Below are 25,824 nucleotides of genomic sequence, written 5' to 3' on the forward strand. Positions count from 1 at the left end.
GCACATGGCAAGTGGAAAAAACACACAAAGCCAAATATTTTTGGCAATCCCCTGTTATTCTGCCAGTTTTTTAGAACCCCTCCGCCCCGGCACGCTGGTGCGCCTGCTCCTTGCCGCGCTGTCTGGCACGGCGCAGACCATCATAAAACCCGTCAAGCTGTTCAAGCAGCATGGCACACTGGGCGGATATTTTAAGCCGCGCCCGCGCATCCGACAGATGCGGAAAAATAACCCGTCCCATCTGCATAAATGACAGTTCGTCCACCAGCATCAGCTTCAACCGCACCTCCGCGCACAGGCCAAGAGCATGGCGCACATCGGCCACACGCCCGGCTGCGTGTGCGCGCGTCATCTGCCACGAAACATCATCATGCCGGGTCAGGGTATTGGGGGTGTGGTGCGTGGGGTATTCAATATGCCCCATATAGGCAAAAACCCAGTCTCTATACCAGCGTTCCGCCGCATTGGCCGCATCCTGCGTTATGTCACGCGCATTGAGCAGCGCCTGCACCGTGCCCAGTACCCGCAACGGACCGCCGGGGCTGGACGCATCTGCTACAAACACGGATTTTTCCATCCGCTCGGGTGTTGGGCCGCAAGCCCCCTGCGCCACCAGAAGGCCAGCAGGTGGGGCCGCACCCTGCTTTTTGGAAACCTGCGTGTGGGATGTGCTCATTTGTATAAAATCCTTGCATGCCCCGCCTTCCGCACCAGTGGGGGAAAGGGGCCGTAAACGGTTCAACTTTTTGTGACTCATGGCGCGCTCAGAGCGGGTTTTTCATACAATCCACATTATCCACAGGGTTGTACACAGGGCGCGCCGCGTGCCGCTGCTCCCATTGCGCCCAGCGCAGCGCCTGTGCCTGTTCCCGCGCTGCGCGCTGCTGGGCCTCCTCCACCAGCAGGCGCAACCGGCTGTGGGTGGCACGGGCCATGCCGCACTGTTCCTCCAGCAAGGCCACCAACTGGGCGGCGGACGGAAAAAACGTAAACGCCACCAAGGCGCGGCGCACGGTGGCCCCACTCCATGCCAGCGCAGGCACCCCGGCACAGGCTGCAACCAGCGCCACGCAGCGCAGTTGCAACGCAACACCGGGCAAGGGGTTAACCACGCCCGCATTCAGCATTTCGGCAAACTCCTCCACCATACAGGCCAGTTCCGGCTCAGGCAGCGGGCGCAAGGCATGGCCATAGGCAGGCAATATGGCCTGTGCCTCGGCCACAATATGGGCCGGGGGCGCAAACCCGCCGGGGCGAAAACTCTCCAACCGCGCAGCAAGTGCCGGGCTTATGCCGGGCAGACGCACAGGGGTGCGGGCACGCGCGCTCATACCCCCGGCTCCGCACTGTCTTGGGTGTGCAAGCGCTCTGCCGGGTCTTCTGCTCCGGGGGTGGGGGCTGCTTGACGCTGCTTTAACCGTGCCGCCTGCTCCTCCAGCGGATGCGGAGCGCGGCCCACCCCACGCCCCCCACGCGCACGCACCCGGCCACGCAGGCCCTGCCCATGCGCCAGCCCCTTATTGCCATCCTCCAGCGAACGGAGTGAGCTACTCTCCCTCTCACTCTCCCTTGCATGTGCGTGGGCTGTGCCGTGGCATGCAGCGCCTTCCTCCGCAGCCGGTATGGAGGCGTCCTCCGGCTCACGCCCCCAGCGGCGGGCGGCGCGGGCGCGCTGGGCCAGACGGGCCTTCCATGCCTGATTGGCTTTTTGGGCGATAACAGGGTGGTAAAGCCGCCCGTCCGAGCAGACCACCCACCCATGCAGGGCCATAGCCCGCAGGCCCGGCCAGCGCCCCCCAGCACCAGACAGATGGGCCAGAACCCGCTCATTATGGGGCAGGCTGCCCGCAGGCACCTGCTGCCACGCCTTGCACCACAGGGCCACGGCGCATTTGAACCCATCGCCCGTGCTCAGGGCGAACAGGTCACTATCGAGCAGGCGGCAGGTATCGAGCGGCATAAAGGGCAGACCCCGCAAATCGCTCTGCGGTGGGGTCAGAGGGGCCGGAAAAGGCCTGTGCGGCTCTTGCGCCGCATCCGGCAGGCTGATATGTGCGTTGTTCATGCACATAATGTGCGTATAAAAAATACAAACTGCAAGCGGTTTTTACGCACTGACATGCACGACACTTTTGCCCACAATGCAGACATGAACCAGAATCGGATCACGGACAGGCTTAAAGCCCTGCGCGAGCGGGCCGGGTACACGATTCGTGAGTTTGCGCGCGAACTGGGGTACGGAGAGAAGTTTTCCTCCTACCGCATGTATGAGACCTCGTACAAAAAGGATGTGCTGCCCCTGCCCATGGTCCAAGCCATGGTGCCGCTGCTGAGTGGCCGGGGGGAGCCGCCCATTACCGCCAACGAGGTGTGGAACCTTGCTGGCGTAAGTGCTGGCGAATCCGGCCTTGTGGCCAGAATGACCCCCCGCGCCAGAATGACCCCCCGCTCCGCCCCGCCCGCACCTGCGGCCGAGGCCCTGCCGCCAGCAGGTGCGGGCCGCATTGCCATACCGGAATACGATGTGATCACCTCTGCCGGGCCGGGCTGCGTGCCCGTGCTCTGCGCCCCGCAGGACGGGCTGCGCCCGGTGGAACACTGGACGCTACCGCGCGGTTACGTGGCCGCTTTTTCCGAAACGCCAGACACGCTGGCCATTGTGCGTGTGGCGGGGGACAGCATGGAGCCGGACTACCAGTCGGGCGATCGGGTGCTGGTGGACACAGCCCACCGCATTCCCTCCCCCCCCGGCGTGTATGTGCTGTGGGACGGGTTCGGCCTTGTGCTCAAACGTCTGGAACTGATCCCCGGCATGGAGGAACCCCGCCGGGTGCGGATCATGAGCATTAACACCGCCTATTCCACCTACGAGCTGACTCTGGACGAAATCAGCATTAACGGCCGCGTTGTGGGCAAATGGACATGGAAGTAACGCCAGACAGCCCATAAGCCCGCCGCCTCCACCACACATATGCGTGTTATCCAGCTTGCGTTGTGCATTTATTACGCACATACTGACCGCGTGTAGTTGAGGGAGAACGCTTTGGAACCGCACACGACCTGCCCCGACCACCGCCCCCTGGCGCAGGTCGATGCTTATGACCATGCGGCCCGGCGCGGCCTGTTCAGCACAGATGAACTCCCCCGCGCCATGGCGCAGGAAGTTACCCGCTACGAGCAGGCCATTCTGCACCTGCGCGCCGCCAGCCACAGCCTGCAATGGCCGTTTTATACCAACACGGGCTTTGCCACCGACCAGCACCGCTATTGTGAGGAAAGCATTGGCGAGATTGTGCAAACCGTGCGCGACCTGCTGGAGCAGCACAGGCTGGAGCACGGCTCACGCCCCACGCTCTGAGCGGCCAGACCACGGACTTTTGGGGAAAAACTGCTCCACAAAAGCCCGTGGCCCATAACAAAGCCCCGCTCAAAACACGCGTTTAATCCGCGCCCGGCCCTGCATTCGGCCAGCTTCCATCGCGCTGGGCGAGCAGGCGCAGTGCTACGGCCAGCGCAAGCCCCGCCAGCCCCACAAAGCCGCCACCCAGCACCATGCCGCACTCAAAATCCACACTCATGATGCCTGAATGGCCGCGTTATCTGCCTGACATTTGGCAAACAGCGCGGCAATTTCCGCATCACTTGGGCCTGTACCACTCCTGCTCTGCTCAAGCGCGCTCAAAACCGTATCGTAAGCCTCGGGGCCGTATTTTTCAGCCAGCGAGACAACAGTCCCCACAACACCAAGAATGGCGCTAATTTCCGCAGCTGTCATGGTTCAGTGACTCCCTGTTGTGGTCGAAGTTACATCTCCAACCGATAGGGTGGCCGAGGAAGCCACCGTGCTTGCAGCCCCACTGCCAGATGCGCCAGACGCGGGTGTGGCAATGGCCGCGCAACCGGCCGGGGTTGTGCCCGCCGTAAGCCCGCTCCAGCAGGCGGAGAACGAAGCAAAGTCCGCCTGCAAGGCCGCAACGGCTGTTTCGGTCAATGTGCTGCCTGCCTGTATGGACTGGTCAAACGCGGCCAGTTCGTTCAGCACAGTCTGGCTGGCCTGCCGCGCAAGGGTTTTTTGCGCCGCGTTCAGGCTGACACCGGGCACGTGCCCGGCCATAACATCGGGCATGGGGCTGGCCAGCAGATGGTACGCACTAGCTGTGTCATACACTGCCTGACGCAGCTTGCCCTGCGCGGTTTGCGCGCACGAACACAACAGGCTCAGGGCCGCAAGGCAGGCCACTCCTGCATAGTTTTTCATTTTAATTGATCCTGTAAGGAAAGTTTTTAAGCTGTGTGAACGCTGCCTGCGGCACTGGGGGCTGCGGCACCAGCCGCGCTGTGCGGCGTGGACAGTGCAACCGTTTGCGCCGGTGCGGTTTTGCTCAGATGCAGCGCCATATAGGGCACGGCGTACCGCACCCCCAGCCCCGCAACCCGCACAATCTGGTACAACGCAACCAGCACCCGCCCCTGCGCAGGAGCAGGCACGGCTGCGGTTATGGCCGCACACGTTACCATGCCCGCACAAATAAACAGGGCGATGTTTTGTGGCAGCATGGCAAAAAATGAGGGAATAAAAGCAACAATAGCAGCCACCTTGGCTGTGTTGCCTGTTGTGCCGCCCGTTATGGGCACGCTCTGGCCGGTATTGGCCATAATGGAGACCTCCCTTATAGCTTGGTTGGGTGCAGCCCAGCACGCCACCACGCAACACCGAAGGCAGCAGGGCACACAGGCCCCAAAACCAGCAATGGTCCATGCGCCAGATACAAAAAAACCCGTTCCAACAAACAGGAACGGGATAAAGGGGCGCAGGGTCGTAACGTGGGGGAAAAGGCGTGGTTCTTCTGGCGTATTCTGTTACGCCGCCCCACATGGGGGCAGAAGTAGCAACACTACACCCCTTATGCCACAAACCGCGCGCATGTACACCTTATTTTTTATGCCCGGCCACTCCAGACTGGTCTGGGCAAGGGGGTCACACGGGTTCTGGCGCGTTTGGCACACAAATGGTCCGCACAGCGCCTTTGTTATAAAAACAGACGCCATCACGCAGGTTTTTCTTCATTTCATACAGGCTGATATCCGCATGCCCCATAAGGGATTTTTGGGTTGTGCCATCCTCGGGAAACAGGGATATGCCAATGCAGCACCCAACACGGAGCGGAATATCGTTCACACAATGCGCTTCAACCACAAGGCGATAAATTGTGTCTGATAACGCCTCTATTTGCGCAACATGGTGGTAGCTGGCGAGCACAATAAATTCATCCCCACCCAAACGACCAATAAAGTGCTCCGTTTTTTCAAAAATGTCTTTCAGCTTACCACCAATAATCCGCAAAATTTCGTCGCCTATAAGGTGGCCATAGGTGTCGTTTATGTCCTTGAACTTGTTCAGGTCGATCATCATGCAGGCAAAGTTTGTGGCGGTCCGGGCATTATTTGCCAGCATATCTGCAAAATGGTCGTTCAATGCGTTCCGGTTGCTCAGATTTGTCAGATTATCCGTGTAAGCTATTGTTGTTAAGTGTGAAATAATTTCATGATTTTTCAAGTAGTCGGTCAGGTAGCCCACAATGGAGGACCAGAGCATAACAAACGACAGGAGCAGCACAAAGCTATGGACGTTCAGCCCCGCCCCCACCACCAACCCCGTGCCAGAATGGGCAAGGGCGTATTTGTCCACAATATGGTCCGTAGCAATAAAAAGACCAATAATTGCGCCCGACACATAGTTGGAAAAATAAAAACCAAGGTCGATAACTTTTACCGCACAGTAAAACCCGGAAACCACAAACAGATAGGATAGGAACGGATAAAGCAGGCCGACCGTGTTATGCTCCAGCCCCATAGTCCGAAATAGAATAATGTAATGTATGCACCATATACTGGTGGCCATAAAAAACGGAATAAACGCCTTTAGGGTTTTACGGCCAAATGTAAACGCCACATCGTCACGCTTATACAAGGCCCCAAGCAAAGCCAGACAGGCGGATACAAAAGATATGAGTTCTATAATCATGAAAATGAATTTTTTAACAAAAAATACATACTTTTGAATCTATCTTTCCTAAACACTACACCTTCAATTCTTCATACATACAGTACACCCACCAACCAGAACACTATAATTTTTTTATCACAGTAAAATATACGAGAATTACCCCAAACAGGGGCGCTGGAGCCGCTCTTCCTTGCCGCTCTGGCACAGACCACCCTGCCTGCGGATGCATGCTGCATGGCGCAATACTGACTGGCACCGGGGCATATGTACGGTTAGTGTTCTTTCCAATTTGAAATAAACAATTTGGAGACAACACATGGGCCGGAAAAGCTCAAAACCTTTCTGGGCCAGAGATTACAGAAAAGCCGCCTATAACCGGCGCTATTATTTGAAGAAAAAAATGCAGGATAAAGTAACATCCATTGGCATTATGCTTGTTGGTGGTGCTGTCATTCTAGGTTGGCTTTTTCCATCCCACAATGGAACACACCAAACGGGCGTTAACTCCAAGGCGGCGTATGCGGCCCCGGCCTCCACACCATTTGCCACAATGGGGTACCGTCCCGATTTTTCCTGCTCTGCCGATCATTCAAAAGACAGCATTGCCACCATGCTTTGCGAAAACAGCGAAGCCGCCAGACATGAACTCATGTTTGACCAGACCTATTACGCCCTACGCCAGCTTGTTGGAAAAGACGGCTGGAAGTCGCTCAAGCAGGAGGTCATGGCTGATGATGCCGTTTTGGGGGAATGCCTTGACTCCACCCAACAGCCTGGCGCCCAGAACATCCCTCTGGCAGACCCGGCCTGCTACATTGCCCATATGGACGCCCTGACCGACAAATATAAGGCAAGGTTAACCGGCGTTCCTTTGGAGGAAGCCAACAGGCCCATAGATGAGCACATAGCCCTCCAGCAAAATCTGATTGATCTGGGCTTTCTTACACAGGCCCAACGTGCTGATGGCGTTTATGGCGAAGGAACACGCGCCGCCATTACCAAATGGCAGCAGGCCAACACCACCTCCCCCGCAGATGGCTTTATTTCTGATGCAGATGCAGAGCAGATTGCCTCCATGGCGGCAAAACTGCCACCGCCTGTGGGCCAGCAACAGGCCGAACCCACCCCTCAATCGGCCGGTGCCACCTCACACCCCAACAACCAAAGCAACAGTTCAATGTGGCTTATACTTTTTGCTGCTTTAGTTTCTGGCGGATTTTTTTATTATAAAAAAACAAAGCAAAACAAACTGTTCGATGAAACACGGTCCCTTGTTTCTGATGAAATATTCAAACAGAAACTGAACCTGCAAATATCGAGAAACCAGAAGATAACACAAGATATCTACGGCACACTTAAAACAGATCTATGGGTCAGGGAGATCGGGTATTTTATCCAGACCAGAATAGACGGGCTTATAAACGCCAAAATATCAAACGTAAAAGACCGCGCACAACTGCGGGCCTATGCCATAAACCTTGTTGAGCAGGTTTCCGCCGACCCATTACCGGTCCATGTTCCCATCAATCCTTATGTAAGCGACCCTACGGTTTTTGATATCCGTATGAACCCTTTTGATTACGAACAGCACTGCGCCTTACTTCTCAAACACTCTGGGTGGGATGCACACGCAACGCAGAAAAGTGGAGATCAGGGGGCAGATGTTATAGCCCGCAAAGGCAATGTGCGGATTGTTGTCCAATGCAAGCTGTATGCGGGAACCGTTGGGAATGATGCCGTCCAGCAAGCCTTTGCCGCCCAAAAGTTCCAAGGTGCGCAGGGCGCAATTGTTGCCACAAACTCCACGTTTTCGCAGTCCGCACGGCAGGCGGCAGCCGCAACGGGTGTTCTGCTGGTCCATCACACACAACTCTGTGGTGCCGCAGAAGACCTCTACCGCCACGCAGCCCAGACCCACCCATTCCTTTAGGGCACAATGCCTCGCCCCCCTCGCCATTACAGCGCGGGGGCTACCAGCCCGAACATGGGCCTGAACAGGGCATAACAGCAGAATACGGGCCGAACAGGCTCTGCCAACACTCTCAGACATCTGTTTTTTAAGGAAAGAATGGTGAGCCGGGAGGGACTCGAACCCTCGACCATTCGATTAAAAGTCGAATGCTCTACCAGCTGAGCTACCGGCTCACACATGGGGTCACGCGGGGTCAGGGACCGTGCGTGATGGGGCTGTTCCTAACTGGATTAGGGACGTGCGTCAAGCATACAAAGGCATTTTTCGGCACCTTTGTGCACCCGGTTGAACACCTGGGCCAATAAGCCCGCACTGGGGTGGGGTGTGCATACAAAAACGGCCCGCCGGGTTAGGGCGGGCCGTTTGCGTGGGATCAGGCTTCCGCCTTGTCCGCAGGAACCATCCTGGCAATACGGTCTGGTTCGTTCACCACACCCGAGGAGCCGGAACCGCGTTTGATCTTGTCCACGTTCTCCATGCCTTCAATCACTTCACCCACAATGGTGTACTGGCCATCCAGATGGGGGGAAGGTTCGAACATGATGAAGAACTGGCTGTTGGCGCTATTGGGGTTGGCCGTGCGGGCCATGCCAATGGTGCCACGTTCAAACTTGGCTTCCCGCGTGAATTCGGCGGGCAGGTCCGGCAGGTCGGAGCCGTGCATGCCCGTGCCCGTGGGGTCCCCACCCTGAGCCATAAAGCCGGGGATCACGCGGTGGAAGGCCACGTTGTCGTAAAAACCCTGCTCGGCCAGCGTGCGCAGGCGCTCGGCGGCCTTGGGGGCCAGATCAGGGCGCAGGCGGATGACCACGCGGCCTGCGGGCACATGCATGTAAATCAGGTCTTTTTTATCTTCTGTAGACATCAGAAACTCTCCTGTTAAGGCAACACCCGACCAAACACGCGGTTCAGCCCGTGCGTTCGGCCAGACGGGCCAGCAGGCGCGCCTGGGTATAGGGTGTTACAAACTCCGAAATATCGCCATGATAACTGGCAATTTCCTTCACCATACGGGAGGAAATAAACTGCGTGCGCTCCGAGGCCATAAGGAACACGGTTTCTATCCCGCTATCCAGCCTGCGGTTTACGCCCGACATCTGCACTTCGTAATCAAAGTCGGACAGAACGCGCAGGCCACGGAAAATAAGCGTGGCCCCATTGCTCCGCACCGCCTCCACCAAAAGCGAATGGAAGGAGACAACCGCCATATCCCCCCCCGTCCGCGCCTTGATGGCGGGCAATGCTTCCTGCACACATTCGATCCGCTCTTCCAGCGGCATAAGCGGGCTTTTACCGGGGTTGCGGGCAACCCCGATAATCAGCCGGTCCACCAACCTGCTGGCCCGCTCGATCACATCCAGATGGCCGACTGTTACCGGGTCAAACGTACCAGCATACAGCCCGACACGTCTGGGTGCGGCAGCAGGGCTGCTCATGCGGCTGGACCGGCACCATCATCCGCAGACGGCTGGGGGGCTGCATCTTCTGCCTCGCCCGCGCCGTCCTCGCCATCATCCATGACCGGGAACACGCTGGTAATGCGTTCGGCATCGTTCAGGCGCAGGAGTGTGACCCCACTGGCCTGACGCGCCATAATCCGCACCTGATCAACCGGCACGCGGATCAGGCGGCCTGCATCGGTCACCAGCATGACATCCGTACCCGGCAGCACCGGCAGGGTCGCCGAGACTTCCGTCCCGCGCTTGTTGGCAGAGAAGGTCATGTTGGTAATGCCAAGCCCGCCACGCCCGCTTACGCGGTAATCATAGGCGGAGGAGCGGCGGCCAAACCCACCATCGCTCACAATCAGCAGCACTTCTTCGGCGGCTTCAAGCTGGGCGAAGCGTTCGGGGGTCAGGGCCTCGGTGCCGGTTGCACCTTCATCCTCATCCCCATCAACCACCGCAATTTCGGCATCATCCTCGGTGTCGGCCGCGTTTTCGGCCCGGCGTTTGGCGTTGGCCATACGCAGGTAGGCCGAGCGTTCTTCCACCGTGGCCTCAACATGGTTGAGCACGGCAAGGCTGATCACCCGGTCGCCCTCGGCCAGACGGATGCCGCGCACACCAGACGACCCGCGCCCGGCGAACACACGCACCGTGTCATCCGTAATCTGGAAGCGGATGCAGCGCGCCTTGCGGGTGGCAAGGAACACGTCCTGACCATCGCGGCAGGTGGCAACGCCAATCAGGCTGTCGCCTTCATCCAGCTTCATGGCGATCATGCCGGAAACGCGAATGTTGCGGAAGTCACTCAGCCTGTTGCGGCGCACACCCCCACTGGCGGTGGCGAACACAAGGTGCAGGCTTTCCCACAGTTCCTCATCCTGCGGCAAAGGCAGCACGGCGGTAATGGTATCCGACCCAAGGTCGGGCAGCAGGTTGACCAGCGCGCGGCCCTTGGCGGCGGGGCCTGCCTCTGGCAGACGCCACACCTTCTGGCGGTACACCTTGCCACCGGAGGAGAAGAACATGACCCACTGGTGCGTGTGCGCGTTAAAGGAGCGCACCACAATATCATCCCCACGCGTACCGGCCCCGGTGCGGCCACGGCCACCCCGGTTCTGTGCGCGGAAGACATCGAGCGGCGTGCGTTTGATAAAGCCTTCGCGCGTGATGGTCACAACCATCTGGCCGGGTTCGATCAGGCTTTCATCATCCTGATCGCCGTCGTAATCGGCAATGTCGGTCACACGGGGGGTCACCAGTTCGGCGCGGGCAAGGCTCAGTTCCTCGCACAGCACGTCCATCCGGCGGGGGCGGCTACGAATAATTTCGAGCAGTTCGTTAATCCGCACCGCCACGTCAGACAGTTCGTTCTGGATTTTGTCGCGCTCAAGCCCGGTCAGGCGTTGCAGGCGCAGTTCCAGAATGCCGCGCGCCTGTGCCTCGGTCAGGCGGACCTTACCGTCCACCACCACGTTGCCTTCATCGTGGATCAGGGCCAGCAGCGGTTCCACATCGGCGGCGTTCCATTCCGCGGTCATAAGCGATTCACGCGCGGTGGCGGCATCGGGCGCTGCGCGAATGAGCGCAATAACGGCATCAATATTCGCAACGGCAATAACCAGCCCGACCAGAATATGGGCGCGGTCGCGCGCTTTGTTCAGGTCATGGCGCGAGCGGCGCAGAATAACTTCCTCGCGGAAGGCAATAAACGCCTCCAGCACGTCCTTCAGGCCCATCAGGCGGGGTTTGCCTGCATCGAGTGCGAGCATGTTCACGCCAAAGGAGGTCTGGAGCTGGGTAAAGCGGTAAAGCTGGTTCAGCACCACCTCAGGCGTTGCATCGCGCTTGATTTCGATCACCACGCGCATGCCTGAGCGGTCGGATTCGTCGCGGATATCGGCAATGCCTTCCACCTGCTTGGAGCGCACCAGATCGGCAATGCGTTCCTGCAAGGTGGCCTTGTTGACCTGATAGGGGATTTCGGTCACCACAATGGCTTTGCGGTCCTTACGAATTTCCTCAATATCGGCCTTGGCGCGAATGATTACGGAGCCACGGCCCGTAGCATAGGCGCTGCGAATGCCAGAGCGGCCCAGAATGGTGCCACCGGTGGGGAAGTCCGGCCCCGGCACAATTTCCATCAGCTCTTCAAGCGTCATGGCCGGGTTGGCGATCAGGGCCAGCGTTGCGTCCACCACCTCGCCGGGGTTGTGGGTGGGAATGTTGGTGGCCATACCCACGGCAATGCCGGTGGCGCCATTGATCAGCAGATTGGGGAAAGCAGCTGGCAGAACCGTGGGTTCGCTCTCGCTCTCATCATAGTTAGGCTGAAAATCGACCGTATCGCGGTCAATATCACCCAGCAAAAAGGTGGAGGAGCGGGCCAGACGCGCTTCGGTGTAACGCATGGCGGCGGGGCTGTCCCCATCCACCGAGCCAAAGTTGCCCTGCCCGTCAATCAGCTTGACACGCATGGACCACGACTGGGCCATACGCACCATGGCCTCGTAAATGGAGCTATCGCCATGGGGGTGATATTTACCCATGACCTCACCCACCGCACGGGCGGACTTGCGGTAGGGCTTGTCGTGCGTAAACCCGCTTTCGTGCATGGCGTACAGAATGCGCCTGTGCACGGGTTTGAGGCCATCCCGCACATCGGGCAACGCACGGCTGACAATGACCGACATCGCATACGCAAGGTAGGAGGAGCGCATCTCCTCCTCAATGGTCACGGGCACAAGGTCTGAAGGCTGCGGTGATCCGGTCTGGTCAGAAATCTCGGTCAAGGTTCATCCGTTCTGTCATGCTGCGCGGGGCTGGGCTGCTGCCTGCACTCCGCGCCAAATCCACCTGAACACCGGTTGCCGCGGTGCTGGGTATTTTCTAGCACCAAACCCGGCAAACTCCTAGCGCTGGCCGGGGTTGTGGGGGGCATAAAAAGCCCGCATGTGGTGCGGATTGCCTTGCCCCCGGGGGCCAGCTATGGCCATCATGGCCAATAACATGGGAGTTTACGACGAATGCGCCTTATCCTTGCCCTGCTTGTGCCGTGGTTGCAGTTTTTTACCATTGGCCGCCCCTTTGCGGGGATAACCTGCCTTGTGTTGCAAATCACGCTTATTGGCTGGATTCCGGCTACCATCTGGTCGGTTTACGCCCTGAGCCAGTACACAACGGACCAGAAAATCGCCCGCATGAGCCGCGCCTCACGCAGCTAGGCCCGGCGGCCAGCCCGCCATGCGTTGCGCAGCACCCGTTGCGCGCACCGCATACACCCACGCCACCAGACGGCGCAGGGGGGCGGGTTGCAACAGGCCCCATCAAAAAAGGCGGCCCCCTGTACGGGAGGCCGCCTTTTTTGTGCGCTCACCCAAACCCCGCACCCGCCACACGGGCAGGAGTTGGGTAGGGGCGGCTTATTTACCGGTCATAATCTGCTCAACCAGTTGTTTGGTCGTGGGCACAAAGCCGTTGGCATAGAACGGGTCCGTGCCAAAGCGCCATGCGTTGGTGCCGCCAAACATCAGGTTCTCATCCATCACCTTCTCCGCATCCGGGCCAGAGGCATGGGCTGCGGCCTGAAGGGTTTTTTGAATGCAGAAGGAGCGCGGGTCCGCCCGGTGGCCGTTGCTGTAGCTGGGGCCACGCTGGCTCCAGTTGGAGAACTTGCACTCCGACAGGCAGCCCATGCAGTCCGTCTGGTCCGCCACAATCAGGCGGGCGCGGTCGGGGGTTACAAAAATAAGGGTGGAATCGGGGGTGCGCAGGGCTTCAACAAACCCTTCGCTTTCCCACTGCTGCACACGCGCTACGTCATCTGGTTTAAGGAAGACCTCGCGCTTGCGCGGGCCAACACCGTAGGACGCACTCAGCTCTTCCGTAGCTTCGGTGGCGTAGGGCACCTGATGCTCGGCGCGCTGGCGCAGTTCGTGCAAAAAGCCGTTGTTGACAGCGGAGGAATAGAACCCTGTGGGGGAGAAGCGGTTGAGGTACACATCGCCTTTTTTCAGGGTCAGCAACCGGCGCTTCCACGCATCGGGGATCGGGCTTTCGGTCGTCAGCAGCGGACGAGTGCCAAACTGGAAGGCAATCGGCCCCAGTTCCTCACTATCAATCCAGTCCTGCCATTCTTCCAGCCACCATACGCCACCGGCCATAATAATGGGCGTATTGTCCAGCCCAAAGCCACGCATGGCCTGCCGCAGGGCCAGCACACGCGGGTAGGGATCTTCTGGCGCAAAGGGATTTTCCGTGTTGGACAGGCCGTTATGACCGCCTGCGCGCCACGGGTCCTCGTACACCACGCCGCCCAGCAGGTCGGACGCCTTGCTGTACGAACGCTTCCACAAAGCATTGAAAGCACGGGCGGAAGAAACGATAGGGTAGTAATGCACGCCAAACCGGGCGGCAATGTCGGCCAGCCGGTAGGGCATGCCCGCGCCACAGGTCAGGCCATGGATCATGCCCTTGGCCCCTTCCAGCACCCCGGTAATGACCCGCTCGGACGCGGCCATTTCCCACAGGATGTTGGCGTGAATACGGCCTTTGCCACCAGAGACCTCGTGCGCAATACGCGCCTGCGCAATGCCGCCACGAATGGCGTAGTCCACAAGCTCCTCATGCCGTTCCCGGCGGGTTCGGCCGTGGTACACCTGCGGGACCGGGCGTCCCTGATCGTCATAGCTATCTGCATTGACGATGGAGATCGTACCCGCACCCCCCGCAGCAGCCCATGCCCCGGCCGATGCCCCCGTGGAAACAGAAACGCCCTTGCCGCCCTCTACCAGCGGCAGGACATCCGTCCCCCCCATGCGAAGCGTGTTAATCGCCTTCATGACTATCCTGTCGTTTCTCTAAGATACCCGTGTCTGGTCCACCACGCGTGGGGGGAGAGCAGGCCCCCCACCCCACGTATGGAATGCCTTATTCGGCATCCCGGCGCGGTGCGCGGGCAGGTTTTTCACCCACGGTTTCCGTAATGTCGGCACCCGTAGCCTGATCAACAACGCGCATGGACAGCTTGACCTTGCCGCGATCGTCAAAGCCGATCACCTTGACCTTAACGGCGTCCCCGTCCTTCACCACATCGGTGGTGCGACCAACGCGGCCCTGCGCCAGTTCGGAAATGTGCACCAGCCCATCACGCGCACCAAGGAAGTTGACGAACGCGCCAAAGTCGGCGGTTTTGACAACCTTACCATCGTAAATGCGGCCCAGTTCGGGTTCGGCCACAATGCCGTTAATGCGTTCAAGCGCCTTTTTGGTCTGGTCTTCGGCAGTGGCGGCAATGGTAATGGTGCCATCGTCCCCGATATCCACCTTCGCACCCGAATATTCTACGATTTCGCGAATGACCTTGCCACCCGAACCAATGACATCACGGATTTTTTCACGCGGCACCTTAATGGTGGTGATGCGCGGCGCCGTGGTGGCGACGGTCGTGCGGTTTTCGGTCAGAGCCTTGCTCATTTCGCCCAGAATGTGCAGGCGGCCATCACGCGCCTGACCCAGAGCGATCTTCATGATTTCAGGCGTGATGGACGTGATCTTGATGTCCATCTGCAACGCGGTCACGCCGTCTTCGGTTCCGGCCACCTTGAAGTCCATGTCTCCCAGATGATCTTCATCGCCCAGAATGTCGGACAGAACGGCAAACTTGTCGCCTTCCTTGATCAGACCCATGGCAATACCGGCCACAGGGCGCTTGAGGGGCACACCGGCATCCATAAGGGCCAGCGAGCTACCGCAAACGGTCGCCATGGAGGAGGAGCCGTTGCTTTCCGTAATTTCGGACACAACACGCACCGTGTAGGGGAACTCTTTGCGGTTGGGCATCAGCGGGTGCAGGGCGCGCCATGCCAGCTTGCCATGCCCGATTTCGCGCCGGCCGGGGGAGCCTACGCGACCGCACTCACCCACGGAGTAGGGAGGGAAGTTGTAGTGCAGCAGGAAGTTGGTGCGGTATTCGCCTTCCAGCGCGTCAATCACCTGTTCGTCCTGCCCGGTGCCCAGCGTGGTCACGACCAGCGCCTGTGTTTCACCACGGGTGAACAGGGCGGAGCCATGCACGCGCGGCAGCACGCCAACTTCGGGCACAATCGGGCGGACGGTCACAAGGTCGCGCCCGTCAATACGCTTGCTGGTTTTGAGCACCGAGGTGCGGACCACGTCGGCTTCCAGGTCCTTGATCATGGGCTTGGCGGCAGCCACGTCCAGCTCGGCGGCTGTCAGTTTTTCCACAATGGCGCTACGTGCGACCTTGAGCTTGTCGTAGCGGACCTGCTTCTGCTTTTCCTTGTAGGCATCGGCAATCAGCTTGCGGCCCAGCTTGTCCACCTGCTTGCGCAGGGCGGCCTCTTCCTTGCTTTCGCTCGGCAGATCCCAAGGTTCCTTGGCGGCGTGTTCAGCCAGCGCAATAATGGCGTCCAGCACGGGCTGGAAAGCCGTGTGGCCAAAGGTCACGGCATCGAGCATCACATCTTCAGACAGTTCGGATGCTTCGGATTCCACCATCAGCACGCCTTCGGCGGTCCCGGCGACCACGAGGTCAAGGCTGGTTTCCTTGATCTGCTCAAGCGTGGGATTGAGGATGAACGCGCCGTCAATAAAGCCAACGCGGGCTGCACCCACGGGGCCAAAGAACGGAATGCCCGACAGGGTGAGCGCGGCCGAGCAGCCGATCAGGGCGGGAATGCTCGGGTCGTTTTCCATATCGTGGGTCAGCACCGTGGCGATGACCTGCACCTCATTACGGAACCCTTCGGGGAAGAGGGGGCGAATGGGGCGGTCGATCAGGCGGGAGACCAGCGTTTCGTTTTCGGAAGGACGGCCTTCACGCTTGAAGAACCCACCGGGGATCTTGCCTGCGGCGTAGGCTTTTTCCTGATAGTTGACGGTCAGGGGGAAGAAGTCCTGCCCCGGCTTGACGTCACGCGCGCCAACAGCGGTACACAGGACCACGGTTTCGCCGTAGGTGACCAGCACCGCACCATCGGCCTGACGGGCGACCTTGCCGGTTTCGAGCACCAGCGGACGACCTGCCCACTCAATTTCTTTACGGAAGTAGTTAAACATTCTGTCTTCTCATCTTCTGTTGACACAGTCTTTATTCAAAACCACGGCAAACAGCGGGACAGAACCGAATGGCGGACAGCGCCTCGGACGGCATGGAGACTGGCGGCAGCACCGCCCAGGCGCCATGTGGTCGGAAACGCCGTGGCCTTACCCGGATCGTCAATGCCCGCGTGCCAAAGCCTGTGGCGTACAACGGTATATGGGGGTTTGGCGGGCATAAGGCCAGCACAAAAACCCCCACAGACCTTTCCGGCCTGCCCCCAAGCCCGGCAGACTGCCAGACATGGGGGCAAAAACCAGAATTAGCGGCGTAGACCCAGACGCGCGATCAGCGCTTCGTAGCGGCTCTGGCTTTTACCACGCAGGTAGTCCAGCAGGCTGCGACGACGACCAACCATGATCAGCAGACCACGGCGGGAATGGAAGTCCTTGGCGTGGGTCTTGAGGTGGTCGGTCAGGTTGTTAATGCGCACGGTCAGAATTGCGACCTGCACTTCGGGCGAACCCGTGTCGCCCGGAGCGGTCTGGTATTCAGCAATCACTTCGGTGCGGCGTTCAGCGGTAATCGACATCGTATGTCTCCATCAGAAAAATGTCATAGAATGCGTACCGGCTTGAGCTGCCCGTCTTCCAGGCGGCCAAGGCCAAGCACACGCCCTGCGTCCATGACACGCACAGTCCCCGAGGCGTCGGTCTGGGGGATACGTCCCATCAGATCAACAAGGCTCAGAGCACGCCCGTGGCGTAGAAGAACAGATTCCTCCTCAGTCAGGGCCAGCGCCGGGATGTCGGCCAGCGCGGTCTCGACCGGAAGAAGCAGTTCCGCAGAAGCATGGGCGTTGTCGTCGTTTGGCGTCAGTTTGTCCAGCATAATTGCATCGGCCTCGGCAAAAGGCCCCACGCGCAGGCGGCGCAGCACCGCAATATGGCCAACCGTGCCACATGCCAGCGCCACATCCCGCGCCAGAGCGCGCATGTACACGCCCTTGCCGGATTCGACCTCGAACACCGCCGTATCCGCATCGGGCCGGGCGATCAGTTCAAAACGGTCCACGCGGGCGGGGCGGGGGGGCAGTTCGGGCGGGCGGCCGTCTCGCGCCATATCATACGCCCGCTCCCCCGCCACCTTGAGGGCGGAATACACGGGCGGCACCTGCATAATATCCCCCGTAAGGGCGGGCAGGGCCGCGCGCAGCTCATCATCACTGGGGCGCACGTCCGATGTGGCGGTTACCGCGCCATCGGCGTCATCACTATCGCGCGCTTCCCCCAGACGCAGGGTAAACTGGTAGACCTTGGTGCCGTCCATAACATAAGGCACGGTTTTGGTGGCCGTGCCAAAGGCCAGCGGCAAAAGCCCGGTAGCCAGCGGGTCCAGCGTGCCGCCATGCCCCACCTTCTGGGCATCGAACAGCCGTTTGGCCCGCCCCACTACCTGTGTGGAGGTCATGCCCGAGGGCTTATCCACTATCAGCCAACCATTCAGTGGCCGCCCACGTTTGCGTCGCATCTCAACTCCCGTATGCGGGGGAGCGCGCGCCATGCCTGCGTGCGCCGCTCCCGGTTACCGCCCCGGACCCGCCCGGCGCACACCAAGCGCTGCATCTAGCCGAGCGCGCGCGCCCCTGCAATGCGCGCCTGCAATGCTGGGCTACCGAAAATGCCTGACCATAGAAATTATTAGCAAACTCAAGACCAACACACGCCACCACCACCCCAACCCGGCCAGCGCGGGTCTTTCCTCACCATGTCGGGACTAGCCAGCGTGGCATGGCCTGTCTTAGTGTTGCCACAAACAATGACCCAGCAAACCGACCCTTCCCCCCCCACCGCCACAGCAGAGCCTGCCGCGCGGCCCGCATGGTCCTTACAGGACGGGCCAGATGGCCCCTGCCTGAGCGTGCGCGGCGCGTGGACCGTGCCCAATGGCGGGGTCATGCCGTTTACGGGGGCCGACATTGCCACCCCGCCACCGGGGGCGACCAGCCTGAGCGTGAATACGGCGGACATTACGGGGTGGGATACGTCCTTCATTTCCTTTTTGTGGGAGGTCAAGCAGGCCGCCGCCACAGCCGGGCTGGAGTTTGACCAAAGCGGCCTGCCCGCCCCCGCCCAGCGCCTGCTGGCCTTGCTCCCCCCCAACCCGGCCCCACCCGCGCGGCACACCAGCAACAGGCAGAACCTACTAGAAAAAACCGGCGACCTGACCTTAGGCACCCTGAACGAGACAGGGGTTGTGGCCTCCCTTGCGCTGGACACCACGCGCGGGGCCATGCACGCCCTGCACGGCAAAAGCCGCATGCGCACCAAGGACCTGATAACGGACCTGTGGAACGCAGGGCCAAACGCGCTCCTGATTGTGGGTGTGGTCAACTTCCTTATCGGGGCCATTCTGGCCTTTGTGGGGCTGGTGGAACTGCGCCGCTTTGCTGCGGAAATTTACGTGACCAACCTTGTGGGCATTGCCTGCGCGCGTGAGATTTCGGCCATTATGACCGCAATCATCATGGCCGGGCGCACGGGTGGGGCGTATGCGGCGCGCATTTCCACCATGCTGGGGAATGAGGAAATAGACGCCCTGCAGGTCTTTGGCATTCCCATTTCAGGCTACATCCTGCTCCCCGCCATTCTTTCCCTCTCGCTCATGATGCCCCTGCTCTACCTGTATGGCACGCTCATTGGCATTCTGGGCGGGTTTGTGGTGAGCATGAGCATGATGGATGTCTCCCCCGTGGGGTACTGGATTTCCACCGTGAACGGGGTCGAACTCAAGGAGTTCGTGTTCGGGTTCATCAAGGCGTTTTTCTTTGGCAGCTTTATTGCCCTTGCCGCCTGCCGCGTGGGGCTTAAGGCCGGGCGCAGTGCGGCCGATGTGGGCATTGCCGCAACCCGGGCCGTGGTGATTGGCATTGTCGGCATTATCGCCATGGACGCCGTGTTCGCCGTTATGGCCAACGCGCTGGGAATATAAGCAATGGCCGAAACCGATACCCTTATTTCCGTGCGGGACGTGGAACTGTCCTTTGGCCCCAAAATTATCCAGCAGAACGTGTCGTTCGACCTCAAACGTGGGTCCATTTTTGCGGTCATGGGTGGCTCTGGCTGCGGCAAGAGCACGCTGCTCAAAAGCCTGATTGGCCTGCTCCCCCCCACCACGGGCCAGATTCTGGTCGGTGGGGAGGATTACTGGGCGCAGAACGAACACCGCCGGACCCAGATCAACCACCGCTTTGGCGTCCTGTTCCAGTCCGGCGCGTTGTGGAGTTCCATGACCGTGGGCGAGAACGTGGCCCTGCCCATGGAAATGTTTACCACCCAGCCGCCCGATGTGGTGCGCAAGCTGGTGGAACTCAAGCTCGGGCTTGTGGGCATGGAACAGGCGATTGACCTGTTCCCGTCCGAAATTTCGGGCGGCATGCGCAAGCGCGCGGGCCTTGCGCGCGCCATAGCGCTGGACCCCGATATTCTGTTTTTTGATGAACCCTCCGCAGGGCTGGACCCCATTACCTCCGCCCGGCTGGACGACCTGATCCTGACCCTGCGCGACGGGCTGGGGGCGACCATTGTTATTGTCAGCCACGAACTGCCAAGCCTGTTCGCCATTGCTGATGACGGCATTTTTCTGGACGCCAGAACCCACCGGCCCATTGCCCACGGCTCCCCACGGGACCTGCGCGACCACAGCACCATTCCCGAAGTCATGGCGTTCATGAACCGCTCCTCCACCATCCCCCCGACAGATGAGACAAAGGCAGACCGGCATGTCTGAGAGCACAAACCGCAAAACCGTTATCGGGGCCTTCGTGCTGTTAGGCGGCTTTCTGGCCCTGTTTATTGTCATGGCTTTTGGGCACATGAGCTTCCTCGCCCCCTCGCGCGAGGCGGTGGTGGTGTTCCAGAACTCCATTACCGGCCTGTCCGTTGGGGCGCCGGTCAACTTCCGTGGGGTCAAGGTGGGCACGGTCAAAAGCATTACCCTGCGCTTTGACCCCGCCGACCACAAAGCCTACATTCCCGTAGTGCTCACGCTGGAGCCGGACCAGATCCATGTGGTCAAGGACGTACCCGGCGGTAACAAGGTGAGTATTCAGGAACTCATAGGCATTGGCCTGCGCGCGGAGCTGAACCTGCTGAGCTTTGTAACCGGGCAGTCCAACATAGAACTGGACTTTGACCGCTCGGTGCCCCCCGTGCTGCACCCGCGCATTACCAGCCTGCCAGAAATTCCCGTCCGCATGTCGGCGGTGGAAAAGCTGAAGGACTCACTGGGCCAGATCCCCATAAAAGAAATCAGCCACCATGCGGATGCGGCCCTGCTGTCTGTCACCCAGTTGAGTGACAGCCTGAACAGGGACCTGCCCCCCCTGCTGCTGAGCGCCAAACAGACAGCCGACATGTCGCACGAAACACTGGCCACCGCGACCGATGCCATAAAAACCCTGCAAGCCAAGCTGGACATAACCCTGAGCAAAATGGACCAGTTGATGGAAACCGGGACCACGCAGTTGAACGCACGCGGCACGGACCTGCACGCCACACTGGCATCCGCCACCAAAACGCTGGATGCGTTGCAGGGTATTCTCTCCCCCCGCTCGATCGACCGCGCCAACCTTGACGCAGCCCTGCGCGACATTGCCGCCTCGGCAGCATCGCTGCGCGGCTTTTCGTCCGATATTGAACGCAACCCGCAACTTCTGCTGATGGGACGCCGCCCATGACCCCTACGCCACGCCGCACATTGCTGGCCGTTATGGCCTGTGCCCCACTCCTCACACTTGCGGGCTGCGCGTCTCCGCCGCTGCGGGTGTACACGCTGGGTGTTCCATCAGACGCCAATGTGACCGAGCCGCACCTTTCCGCCCGTGCGACCACCATTGCCATCAGCCGCATTATCCTGCCCGACTATCTGGACTCGCAGGACATCATTACCCGCAATGGCGAGGAAATCCTGCGGAGTTCCCGCTCACGCTGGGCCTCGCGCCTGTCCCTTGGCGTGACCGACCTGCTGACCAATGTGCTGTCCAACAAGCGGCCATCGGAACTGATTACCGACCAGCCGCTGGCCGATGTGGCCACCATGCGGGTGCAGATCGATATTTCGCGCTTTGATGTGGATGCAGCCGGGCAGGCAACGCTGGACGCCACATGGGCCGTGCTCCCCCACGACCCCAACCTGCCGCTCACGCGCGAGCGCACACACCTTGTGGCCACAGGCCCGGTCAGCACAGATGCGGACGTGGCCTCGCTCATGCGCGGGCTGGTCATCCGGCTGGCCGAGCGGGTGAATGCGACCATTCCACCCGCACGGTAAGCACAGGCCCTGCTGTTGCGGGGCTTTGCTGTTTTCTCGCTCCAACAGTAGCATTGCGCCCAGAACACGGTATGAATGGCATGGTGCTGTTGTCAGGCGTCACATAACCTGAGACACCAGATCAGGAGCGGACCAAGGTGGGCAAAACATTCTGCGTGGTTGGAGCGGGGTTTAGCGGCGCGGTTGTCGCACGCCACCTTGCCAGCCGTGGCCACAGGATTGTGGTCGTGGATGAACGGCCCCATTTGGCTGGCAACTGCCATACCGAGCGCGACGGTCAGACCGGCATTATGGTCCACCGCTTTGGCCCCCATATTTTCCATACCGCCAATGAGCATGTGTGGGCCTATGTGCAGCGCTTTGGCACGTTCCGCCCGTACGTCAACCGTGTCCGGGCTATCGCACGTGGGCAAGTGTTCAGCCTGCCCATCAACCTTGCGACCATTAACCAGCTTTTCAAAACCACGCTTGGTCCGGCACAGGCCCGCGCCTTTATCGCCAGCAAAGCCGACCGCTCCATCACCACACCCCGCACCTTCCGCGAACAGGCACTGAGCATGGTGGGGCCGGAGCTGTATGAGACCTTCTTCGAAGGTTACACCCGCAAACAATGGGGGTGTGAGCCGGATACCCTGCCAGCCTCCATTCTCAAACGTTTGCCCCTGCGGTTTAATTACGACGACAATTACTTCAACCACCCCTATCAGGGCATGCCGGAGGAGGGGTACACCGCCATTGTGCACAATATTCTGGCCGAGTTTGCCCATCGGATAGAAATCCGTCTGGGTTGCCCGTTTGAAGCCATGCCCGAACGCTTTGACCATGTGTTCTACACCGGCCCACTGGACCGTTATTTTGGCTTCCGGCTGGGTCGGCTGGCATACAGAACGCTGGATTTTGAGCGTTCTGTATGCCCCGAACCCGACTATCAGGGCACGGCGGTCATGAATTATTGCGATGCAGACGTGCCCTACACCCGTATTGCCGAACACAAGCATTTTGCCCCGTGGGAGCAGGCGCAGTTTGAACAGAGCGTCTACTTCCGCGAGTACAGCAGAGCCGCACAGGCGGCCGACACCCCCTACTACCCCATACGCCTGACCGGCGCGCAGCCCCTGCTCGACCAGTATGAGGCATTGGCGCGCGCGAGCACCGGCGTTTCTTTTCTGGGCCGCCTTGGCACCTACCGCTATCTAGATATGGACGTAACCATCCACGAAGCGCTTGAAGCCTGCAACCAGATGGACACCATACTGGCAAGCCGGGGCACGCAGGCCCTCCCGGCCTTTTTTACCCCCCAACCCTGATTGATCCCTATGGGCGGGAGGGTGCCCACGCCAACTTGCAATTACGCGATGTACTGGCAAAATGCAGCGCCATGCCCGCTCCCCTTATGGGTTTTCCACAGGACCAAAGATGCACAAGTATTTCATCAGCCTAGAAAGAACTCCAGAGCGGACAGAGCGGTTTCTGAAATCCAACGCGCATATAAAAGATTTTGAGTGGATGCCGGGTCTGGATGGCAAAACGCTGGACCGCAATACCATTGTCAGCAAAGGGCTGCTCGCACCCGACTGCGGCTTTACGGCCGGGGCCATTGGTTCGGGCCTCACACACATCAAACTCTGGGCGAAAATTGCCCAGAGCGGCCAGCCTGCCCATATTTTTGAAGATGACGCCTTCCTGTGCCGCAACTTCGAGCACGAAAGCAACCGGATTATTGCCACCCTGCCCCATGACTGGGACATTATTCTATGGGGCAACAATTACGACAGTATTCTGGAATTTGAACTATTGCCCGGTATTACGCAGTGCGTTGCAATGTTTAATCAGGACACCGTGCGGCAGGGTATTCCCGCGTTCCTGAACATGAATGTGGCCTCCACCGCCTTCCGGCTGACCCAGACCTTTGGCATTTGTGGCTATGCCCTCTCCCCCCTTGGGGCCAACCGGCTGCTCAAACTCTGCCTGCCATTCAAAACGGAAGAGGTCTTCTACCCCGGTCTGGGCCGTAGCCTTGCGACCTCATCGGTCGACCACCTCATGAACATCCACTACCGGAACATCCATGCCTATACGGCACTGCCACCGCTCTGCCTGACAGATAACAACACGGCACGGAGCCTAAATACATAAGTACTAAGGCACAGCAGGCAAATAATATTCTGTATAATACCAGTTTGCCTGCCAGACCTGACGCCGCTGTGTTTTATGCGGGCGTATAATCAGAAACGTATTGAAGAACGCGCTTCAGGGCCAGATCGTTTTCTCCCCCCTGATTGATAGCCCACAAGCCCCCGTCCTCCCCTGCAACAGTCGAGAACACATGGTGCTCGGAAACCCAGGCCTGCTGGGGGTGGCACACGCTAACGGGAATCTGCTGGTTGAGCGTTGCAAATTTCAGCGCAATATCATCCTGAAACGGCGCCAGACGGCTTAGCTCACGCAGCATGGTCATATCCGGGAAGAAGGAGGAATGGTAGATCACGCCATCCCTTCCCGTGGGGAAAAAGGCGAAAGAGGGAGCCGACAGGTCAAGCCTGTCCCCTACAAGGCCCACAAACTGCTCGTTTATCAGCGGCCACGTATTATAAGGTAAAATCTCTCCACCCTGCATATTCATCAAACGGCAACGATATGCGGCCACACATTTATACTTCTGGATTGCATCGACCAGCCCCTTGAGCCAGTCCGGCGGATAAACAACATCATCATCCACAGTCGCAACCAGAAATTCCGCCCCGGCATAACGCTCCAGAGTTGGTAGAATTTTTCTATAGGGGCCTGTGTTTTCAACAAAATGAATCTCTATCTGCCCGCTAGCCTGCATTTTTTGCACGGATAGAGGCAAATCGCTTTTTTTTATTCCTTTATCCAGAAGGAATGGTTGATCAGATATGTTCAGAATAATCTTATCTGGCGGAACTGACTGGCGCAAAAGCGATGTCAAAACATGCTCAAGACCATACAGTCGCTCATGAATGGCCGTAAGAGACACAAAAACAGGAATGTTTTTTCCAAATCCACTCTGTTCATTCATGGTCATGGAACATCCACAACAACAGAATGACCATCGCGCGCAAAGATCATGAAGTCACAAAAAGACGTGTTGTCCGGGTTATTTTCTTCAAATGGATAAAGATTTGGCAGATAGGCTTTCAAACAAAAATCGGGGAAGTATTTCCGAACAAAATCGGTAACATTCCTATGCCGGACATGCATCGCAGTGCCGGGTGCGTCAAAATTACTGGAATAAATAATTACATATTTTTCGGCCTTTGAAAAAAGGCTGTGCATATATTTATCAAAAACATCATCTTCTATGAGATGAAAAATAACATCCAAAGAGAGCACCAACTCCACCGAAAAATCGGCGGGAAGCTGCACGTCCTGAATAAACTCATAGCGTTTGGCAGGAAATTTCTGACGACATGCACCAATAACAGTTTCGGAAACATCAACGCCTACATAAGACCTGATGTGGCGCAGCAAACTCAACTGGTGCCCGTCACCACACCCTAGTTCCAGAACGGACTGAATATGATTATTTTTGAGAAAACCATCAACAACGGCAGCCTTGTACAAGGCCAGCCGTCCATAGGAACCGGCCCCCGAATTGCCACCATTCGAATAGCGTTCCGACCAATATGCTTTTGAGGAAAAAGTATGCATGTCACTCACTTCAAAAAATTCACATCAGCCATTAACTTTGCTGACAGCAAAAACACAAATGCCCAGCATAGGTTACTTTTATTTTATTGCTCCGGGCAATGGAAGCGTGTCGCCCCATGAAAGATCCGGGAAAGCAGCGCCACGGTCTAAAAAATCAACATAGTGCTGCGTTGCAAGGCAATGGTCATCAGGCCAAGCGCCGATCAATTCTGTCTGGCGCAATAATCCATTCAGTTCAACGCCTTACGTATAATTCTACCCATAACGCCTGCCCCCAGGACTGTACCCGGCCAGCACTTTATATTTCTCAATGTCGCCAAACAATAGTGAAAAAGGG

Annotated in this window: 28 protein-coding genes and 1 tRNA gene; 11 read left to right on the plus strand and 18 right to left on the minus strand. The window is 58.8% G+C overall.

Annotation, left to right across the window (positions count from 1 at the left end):
- Positions 1-70: 70 nt before the first annotated feature.
- The 3 genes from AABE20_RS04290 to AABE20_RS04300 form a co-directional block, all read right to left on the minus strand.
- The gene (locus AABE20_RS04290) at positions 71-676 is read right to left on the minus strand and encodes a hypothetical protein (protein WP_338332011.1); all 606 of its coding nucleotides are present in this window, start codon (positions 674-676) and stop codon (positions 71-73) included.
- An 88-nt stretch (positions 677-764) separates the two neighbouring features.
- Positions 765-1,331 (minus strand): hypothetical protein, encoded by a 567-nt coding sequence (locus AABE20_RS04295; RefSeq protein WP_338332012.1) that lies wholly within the window; start codon positions 1,329-1,331, stop codon positions 765-767.
- Positions 1,328-2,065: a DUF1376 domain-containing protein gene (locus AABE20_RS04300; RefSeq protein WP_338332013.1), complete on the minus strand. Its 738-nt coding sequence runs from the start codon at positions 2,063-2,065 to the stop codon at positions 1,328-1,330. The genes AABE20_RS04295 and AABE20_RS04300 overlap by 4 nt, the downstream gene beginning before the upstream one ends.
- A 54-nt stretch (positions 2,066-2,119) precedes the next feature.
- On the opposite strand from AABE20_RS04300, the gene AABE20_RS04305 reads away from it, so the two are divergent.
- Together AABE20_RS04305 and AABE20_RS04310 are read left to right on the plus strand one after the other, a co-directional pair.
- Positions 2,120-2,932 carry a LexA family transcriptional regulator gene (locus AABE20_RS04305; RefSeq protein ID WP_338332014.1) on the plus strand — a complete coding sequence of 271 codons (813 nt, stop codon included), beginning with the start codon at positions 2,120-2,122 and terminating at the stop codon, positions 2,930-2,932.
- Between the two features lie 111 nt (positions 2,933-3,043).
- The gene (locus tag AABE20_RS04310; RefSeq protein WP_338332015.1) at positions 3,044-3,358 is read left to right on the plus strand and encodes a hypothetical protein; all 315 of its coding nucleotides are present in this window, start codon (positions 3,044-3,046) and stop codon (positions 3,356-3,358) included.
- An 82-nt stretch (positions 3,359-3,440) separates the two neighbouring features.
- Here AABE20_RS04310 and AABE20_RS04315 read toward each other — a convergent pair whose 3' ends face one another.
- The 5 genes from AABE20_RS04315 to AABE20_RS04335 all read right to left on the minus strand — a co-directional run bounded on the left by AABE20_RS04315 (position 3,441) and on the right by AABE20_RS04335 (position 6,025).
- Complete coding sequence (locus AABE20_RS04315; protein WP_338332016.1) at positions 3,441-3,578, minus strand: hypothetical protein; 138 nt, start codon at positions 3,576-3,578, stop codon at positions 3,441-3,443.
- Positions 3,575-3,775 carry a hypothetical protein gene (locus AABE20_RS04320; protein WP_338332017.1) on the minus strand — a complete coding sequence of 67 codons (201 nt, stop codon included), beginning with the start codon at positions 3,773-3,775 and terminating at the stop codon, positions 3,575-3,577. Before AABE20_RS04320 ends, AABE20_RS04315 begins: the two co-directional genes overlap by 4 nt.
- 3 nt (positions 3,776-3,778) lie before the next feature.
- Positions 3,779-4,258: a hypothetical protein gene (locus AABE20_RS04325; RefSeq protein ID WP_338332018.1), complete on the minus strand. Its 480-nt coding sequence runs from the start codon at positions 4,256-4,258 to the stop codon at positions 3,779-3,781.
- Between the two features lie 26 nt (positions 4,259-4,284).
- A complete protein-coding gene (locus tag AABE20_RS04330; protein WP_338332019.1) occupies positions 4,285-4,656 on the minus strand; it encodes a hypothetical protein in 372 nt (123 codons plus the stop codon).
- Between the two features lie 322 nt (positions 4,657-4,978).
- The gene (locus AABE20_RS04335) at positions 4,979-6,025 is read right to left on the minus strand and encodes a diguanylate cyclase domain-containing protein (RefSeq protein WP_338332020.1); all 1,047 of its coding nucleotides are present in this window, start codon (positions 6,023-6,025) and stop codon (positions 4,979-4,981) included.
- A gap of 382 nt (positions 6,026-6,407) precedes the next feature.
- Here AABE20_RS04335 and AABE20_RS04340 point away from each other — a divergent pair, with 382 nt between their 5' ends.
- Positions 6,408-7,937 carry a restriction endonuclease gene (locus AABE20_RS04340; RefSeq protein WP_338332021.1) on the plus strand — a complete coding sequence of 510 codons (1,530 nt, stop codon included), beginning with the start codon at positions 6,408-6,410 and terminating at the stop codon, positions 7,935-7,937.
- 139 nt (positions 7,938-8,076) lie between these two features.
- Here the strand turns inward: AABE20_RS04340 and AABE20_RS04345 are convergent.
- From AABE20_RS04345 to gyrA, 4 genes are all read right to left on the minus strand, one after another.
- Positions 8,077-8,152, minus strand: a tRNA-Lys gene (locus AABE20_RS04345).
- Between the two features lie 200 nt (positions 8,153-8,352).
- Complete coding sequence (locus AABE20_RS04350; RefSeq protein WP_338332022.1) at positions 8,353-8,844, minus strand: peptidylprolyl isomerase; 492 nt, start codon at positions 8,842-8,844, stop codon at positions 8,353-8,355.
- 43 nt (positions 8,845-8,887) lie between these two features.
- The gene (gene coaD, locus AABE20_RS04355) at positions 8,888-9,415 is read right to left on the minus strand and encodes a pantetheine-phosphate adenylyltransferase (protein WP_338332023.1); all 528 of its coding nucleotides are present in this window, start codon (positions 9,413-9,415) and stop codon (positions 8,888-8,890) included.
- Positions 9,412-12,216 (minus strand): DNA gyrase subunit A, encoded by a 2,805-nt coding sequence (gyrA, locus tag AABE20_RS04360; RefSeq protein WP_338332024.1) that lies wholly within the window; start codon positions 12,214-12,216, stop codon positions 9,412-9,414. Before gyrA ends, coaD begins: the two co-directional genes overlap by 4 nt.
- A 234-nt stretch (positions 12,217-12,450) precedes the next feature.
- On the opposite strand from gyrA, the gene AABE20_RS04365 reads away from it, so the two are divergent.
- Positions 12,451-12,648, plus strand: a complete 198-nt coding sequence (locus tag AABE20_RS04365; RefSeq protein WP_086647029.1) for a YqaE/Pmp3 family membrane protein — start codon at positions 12,451-12,453, stop codon at positions 12,646-12,648.
- 198 nt (positions 12,649-12,846) lie between these two features.
- Here the strand turns inward: AABE20_RS04365 and AABE20_RS04370 are convergent, their stop codons facing one another.
- Entirely contained in the window at positions 12,847-14,265 is a 1,419-nt protein-coding gene (locus AABE20_RS04370) for an NAD(P)H-dependent flavin oxidoreductase (RefSeq protein ID WP_338332025.1), read from the minus strand.
- A gap of 88 nt (positions 14,266-14,353) precedes the next feature.
- Positions 14,354-16,504, minus strand: coding sequence for a polyribonucleotide nucleotidyltransferase (pnp, locus tag AABE20_RS04375; RefSeq protein WP_338332026.1), 2,151 nt, complete (start codon positions 16,502-16,504; stop codon positions 14,354-14,356).
- Positions 16,505-16,572: 68 nt separating this feature from the next.
- Here pnp and AABE20_RS04380 point away from each other — a divergent pair, with 68 nt between their 5' ends.
- Positions 16,573-16,818, plus strand: coding sequence for a hypothetical protein (locus AABE20_RS04380; protein ID WP_338332027.1), 246 nt, complete (start codon positions 16,573-16,575; stop codon positions 16,816-16,818).
- On the opposite strand, the gene rpsO is transcribed toward AABE20_RS04380, so the two are convergent.
- Both rpsO and truB read right to left on the minus strand, forming a co-directional pair.
- Positions 16,807-17,076, minus strand: a complete 270-nt coding sequence (gene rpsO / locus AABE20_RS04385) for a 30S ribosomal protein S15 (RefSeq protein ID WP_025828754.1) — start codon at positions 17,074-17,076, stop codon at positions 16,807-16,809. The two genes, AABE20_RS04380 and rpsO, sit on opposite strands and share 12 nt — an antisense overlap.
- A gap of 23 nt (positions 17,077-17,099) precedes the next feature.
- Positions 17,100-18,014 (minus strand): tRNA pseudouridine(55) synthase TruB, encoded by a 915-nt coding sequence (truB, locus tag AABE20_RS04390; RefSeq protein ID WP_338332028.1) that lies wholly within the window; start codon positions 18,012-18,014, stop codon positions 17,100-17,102.
- Positions 18,015-18,302: 288 nt separating this feature from the next.
- Here truB and AABE20_RS04395 point away from each other — a divergent pair, with 288 nt between their 5' ends.
- The 6 genes from AABE20_RS04395 to AABE20_RS04420 all read left to right on the plus strand — a co-directional run bounded on the left by AABE20_RS04395 (position 18,303) and on the right by AABE20_RS04420 (position 23,951).
- Positions 18,303-19,475, plus strand: a complete 1,173-nt coding sequence (locus AABE20_RS04395; protein ID WP_338332029.1) for an MlaE family ABC transporter permease — start codon at positions 18,303-18,305, stop codon at positions 19,473-19,475.
- Between the two features lie 3 nt (positions 19,476-19,478).
- Positions 19,479-20,273 (plus strand): ABC transporter ATP-binding protein, encoded by a 795-nt coding sequence (locus AABE20_RS04400; protein WP_338332030.1) that lies wholly within the window; start codon positions 19,479-19,481, stop codon positions 20,271-20,273.
- On the plus strand, positions 20,266-21,222 hold the full coding sequence (locus tag AABE20_RS04405) for an MlaD family protein (RefSeq protein ID WP_338332031.1): 957 nt from the start codon (positions 20,266-20,268) through the stop codon (positions 21,220-21,222). The genes AABE20_RS04400 and AABE20_RS04405 overlap by 8 nt, the downstream gene beginning before the upstream one ends.
- On the plus strand, positions 21,219-21,815 hold the full coding sequence (locus AABE20_RS04410) for a PqiC family protein (RefSeq protein ID WP_338332032.1): 597 nt from the start codon (positions 21,219-21,221) through the stop codon (positions 21,813-21,815). Before AABE20_RS04405 ends, AABE20_RS04410 begins: the two co-directional genes overlap by 4 nt.
- A 137-nt stretch (positions 21,816-21,952) precedes the next feature.
- The gene (locus AABE20_RS04415) at positions 21,953-23,122 is read left to right on the plus strand and encodes a UDP-galactopyranose/dTDP-fucopyranose mutase family protein (RefSeq protein ID WP_338332033.1); all 1,170 of its coding nucleotides are present in this window, start codon (positions 21,953-21,955) and stop codon (positions 23,120-23,122) included.
- A 109-nt stretch (positions 23,123-23,231) separates the two neighbouring features.
- Positions 23,232-23,951, plus strand: a complete 720-nt coding sequence (locus tag AABE20_RS04420) for a glycosyltransferase family 25 protein (RefSeq protein WP_338332034.1) — start codon at positions 23,232-23,234, stop codon at positions 23,949-23,951.
- A gap of 73 nt (positions 23,952-24,024) precedes the next feature.
- On the opposite strand, the gene AABE20_RS04425 is transcribed toward AABE20_RS04420, so the two are convergent.
- Together AABE20_RS04425 and AABE20_RS04430 are read right to left on the minus strand one after the other, a co-directional pair.
- Complete coding sequence (locus AABE20_RS04425) at positions 24,025-24,861, minus strand: hypothetical protein (protein WP_338332035.1); 837 nt, start codon at positions 24,859-24,861, stop codon at positions 24,025-24,027.
- Positions 24,858-25,487 (minus strand): class I SAM-dependent methyltransferase, encoded by a 630-nt coding sequence (locus AABE20_RS04430; RefSeq protein WP_338332036.1) that lies wholly within the window; start codon positions 25,485-25,487, stop codon positions 24,858-24,860. Before AABE20_RS04430 ends, AABE20_RS04425 begins: the two co-directional genes overlap by 4 nt.
- Positions 25,488-25,824: the final 337 nt, after the last annotated feature.

It is taken from the genome of Acetobacter zythi, from assembly GCF_963921165.1.
GTDB lineage: Bacteria > Pseudomonadota > Alphaproteobacteria > Acetobacterales > Acetobacteraceae > Acetobacter.

What these genes read in the sequence shown, in the direction of transcription:
- AABE20_RS04290 (WP_338332011.1), bottom strand. Translation starts at nt 676, where the DNA reads ATGAGCACATCCCACACGCAGGTTTCCAAAAAGCAGGGTGCGGCCCCA.
- AABE20_RS04295 (WP_338332012.1), bottom strand. Translation starts at nt 1,331, where the DNA reads ATGAGCGCGCGTGCCCGCACCCCTGTGCGTCTGCCCGGCATAAGCCCG.
- AABE20_RS04300 (WP_338332013.1), bottom strand. Translation starts at nt 2,065, where the DNA reads ATGAACAACGCACATATCAGCCTGCCGGATGCGGCGCAAGAGCCGCAC.
- AABE20_RS04305 (WP_338332014.1), top strand. Translation starts at nt 2,120, where the DNA reads ATGCACGACACTTTTGCCCACAATGCAGACATGAACCAGAATCGGATC.
- AABE20_RS04315 (WP_338332016.1), bottom strand. Translation starts at nt 3,578, where the DNA reads ATGAGTGTGGATTTTGAGTGCGGCATGGTGCTGGGTGGCGGCTTTGTG.
- AABE20_RS04320 (WP_338332017.1), bottom strand. Translation starts at nt 3,775, where the DNA reads ATGACAGCTGCGGAAATTAGCGCCATTCTTGGTGTTGTGGGGACTGTT.
- AABE20_RS04325 (WP_338332018.1), bottom strand. Translation starts at nt 4,258, where the DNA reads ATGAAAAACTATGCAGGAGTGGCCTGCCTTGCGGCCCTGAGCCTGTTG.
- AABE20_RS04330 (WP_338332019.1), bottom strand. Translation starts at nt 4,656, where the DNA reads ATGGCCAATACCGGCCAGAGCGTGCCCATAACGGGCGGCACAACAGGC.
- AABE20_RS04335 (WP_338332020.1), bottom strand. Translation starts at nt 6,025, where the DNA reads ATGATTATAGAACTCATATCTTTTGTATCCGCCTGTCTGGCTTTGCTT.
- AABE20_RS04340 (WP_338332021.1), top strand. Translation starts at nt 6,408, where the DNA reads ATGCAGGATAAAGTAACATCCATTGGCATTATGCTTGTTGGTGGTGCT.
- AABE20_RS04350 (WP_338332022.1), bottom strand. Translation starts at nt 8,844, where the DNA reads ATGTCTACAGAAGATAAAAAAGACCTGATTTACATGCATGTGCCCGCA.
- coaD (WP_338332023.1), bottom strand. Translation starts at nt 9,415, where the DNA reads ATGAGCAGCCCTGCTGCCGCACCCAGACGTGTCGGGCTGTATGCTGGT.
- AABE20_RS04365 (WP_086647029.1), top strand. Translation starts at nt 12,451, where the DNA reads ATGCGCCTTATCCTTGCCCTGCTTGTGCCGTGGTTGCAGTTTTTTACC.
- AABE20_RS04370 (WP_338332025.1), bottom strand. Translation starts at nt 14,265, where the DNA reads ATGAAGGCGATTAACACGCTTCGCATGGGGGGGACGGATGTCCTGCCG.
- pnp (WP_338332026.1), bottom strand. Translation starts at nt 16,504, where the DNA reads ATGTTTAACTACTTCCGTAAAGAAATTGAGTGGGCAGGTCGTCCGCTG.
- AABE20_RS04380 (WP_338332027.1), top strand. Translation starts at nt 16,573, where the DNA reads ATGGCGGACAGCGCCTCGGACGGCATGGAGACTGGCGGCAGCACCGCC.
- rpsO (WP_025828754.1), bottom strand. Translation starts at nt 17,076, where the DNA reads ATGTCGATTACCGCTGAACGCCGCACCGAAGTGATTGCTGAATACCAG.
- truB (WP_338332028.1), bottom strand. Translation starts at nt 18,014, where the DNA reads ATGCGACGCAAACGTGGGCGGCCACTGAATGGTTGGCTGATAGTGGAT.
- AABE20_RS04395 (WP_338332029.1), top strand. Translation starts at nt 18,303, where the DNA reads ATGACCCAGCAAACCGACCCTTCCCCCCCCACCGCCACAGCAGAGCCT.
- AABE20_RS04400 (WP_338332030.1), top strand. Translation starts at nt 19,479, where the DNA reads ATGGCCGAAACCGATACCCTTATTTCCGTGCGGGACGTGGAACTGTCC.
- AABE20_RS04405 (WP_338332031.1), top strand. Translation starts at nt 20,266, where the DNA reads ATGTCTGAGAGCACAAACCGCAAAACCGTTATCGGGGCCTTCGTGCTG.
- AABE20_RS04410 (WP_338332032.1), top strand. Translation starts at nt 21,219, where the DNA reads ATGACCCCTACGCCACGCCGCACATTGCTGGCCGTTATGGCCTGTGCC.
- AABE20_RS04420 (WP_338332034.1), top strand. Translation starts at nt 23,232, where the DNA reads ATGCACAAGTATTTCATCAGCCTAGAAAGAACTCCAGAGCGGACAGAG.
- AABE20_RS04425 (WP_338332035.1), bottom strand. Translation starts at nt 24,861, where the DNA reads ATGACCATGAATGAACAGAGTGGATTTGGAAAAAACATTCCTGTTTTT.
- AABE20_RS04430 (WP_338332036.1), bottom strand. Translation starts at nt 25,487, where the DNA reads ATGCATACTTTTTCCTCAAAAGCATATTGGTCGGAACGCTATTCGAAT.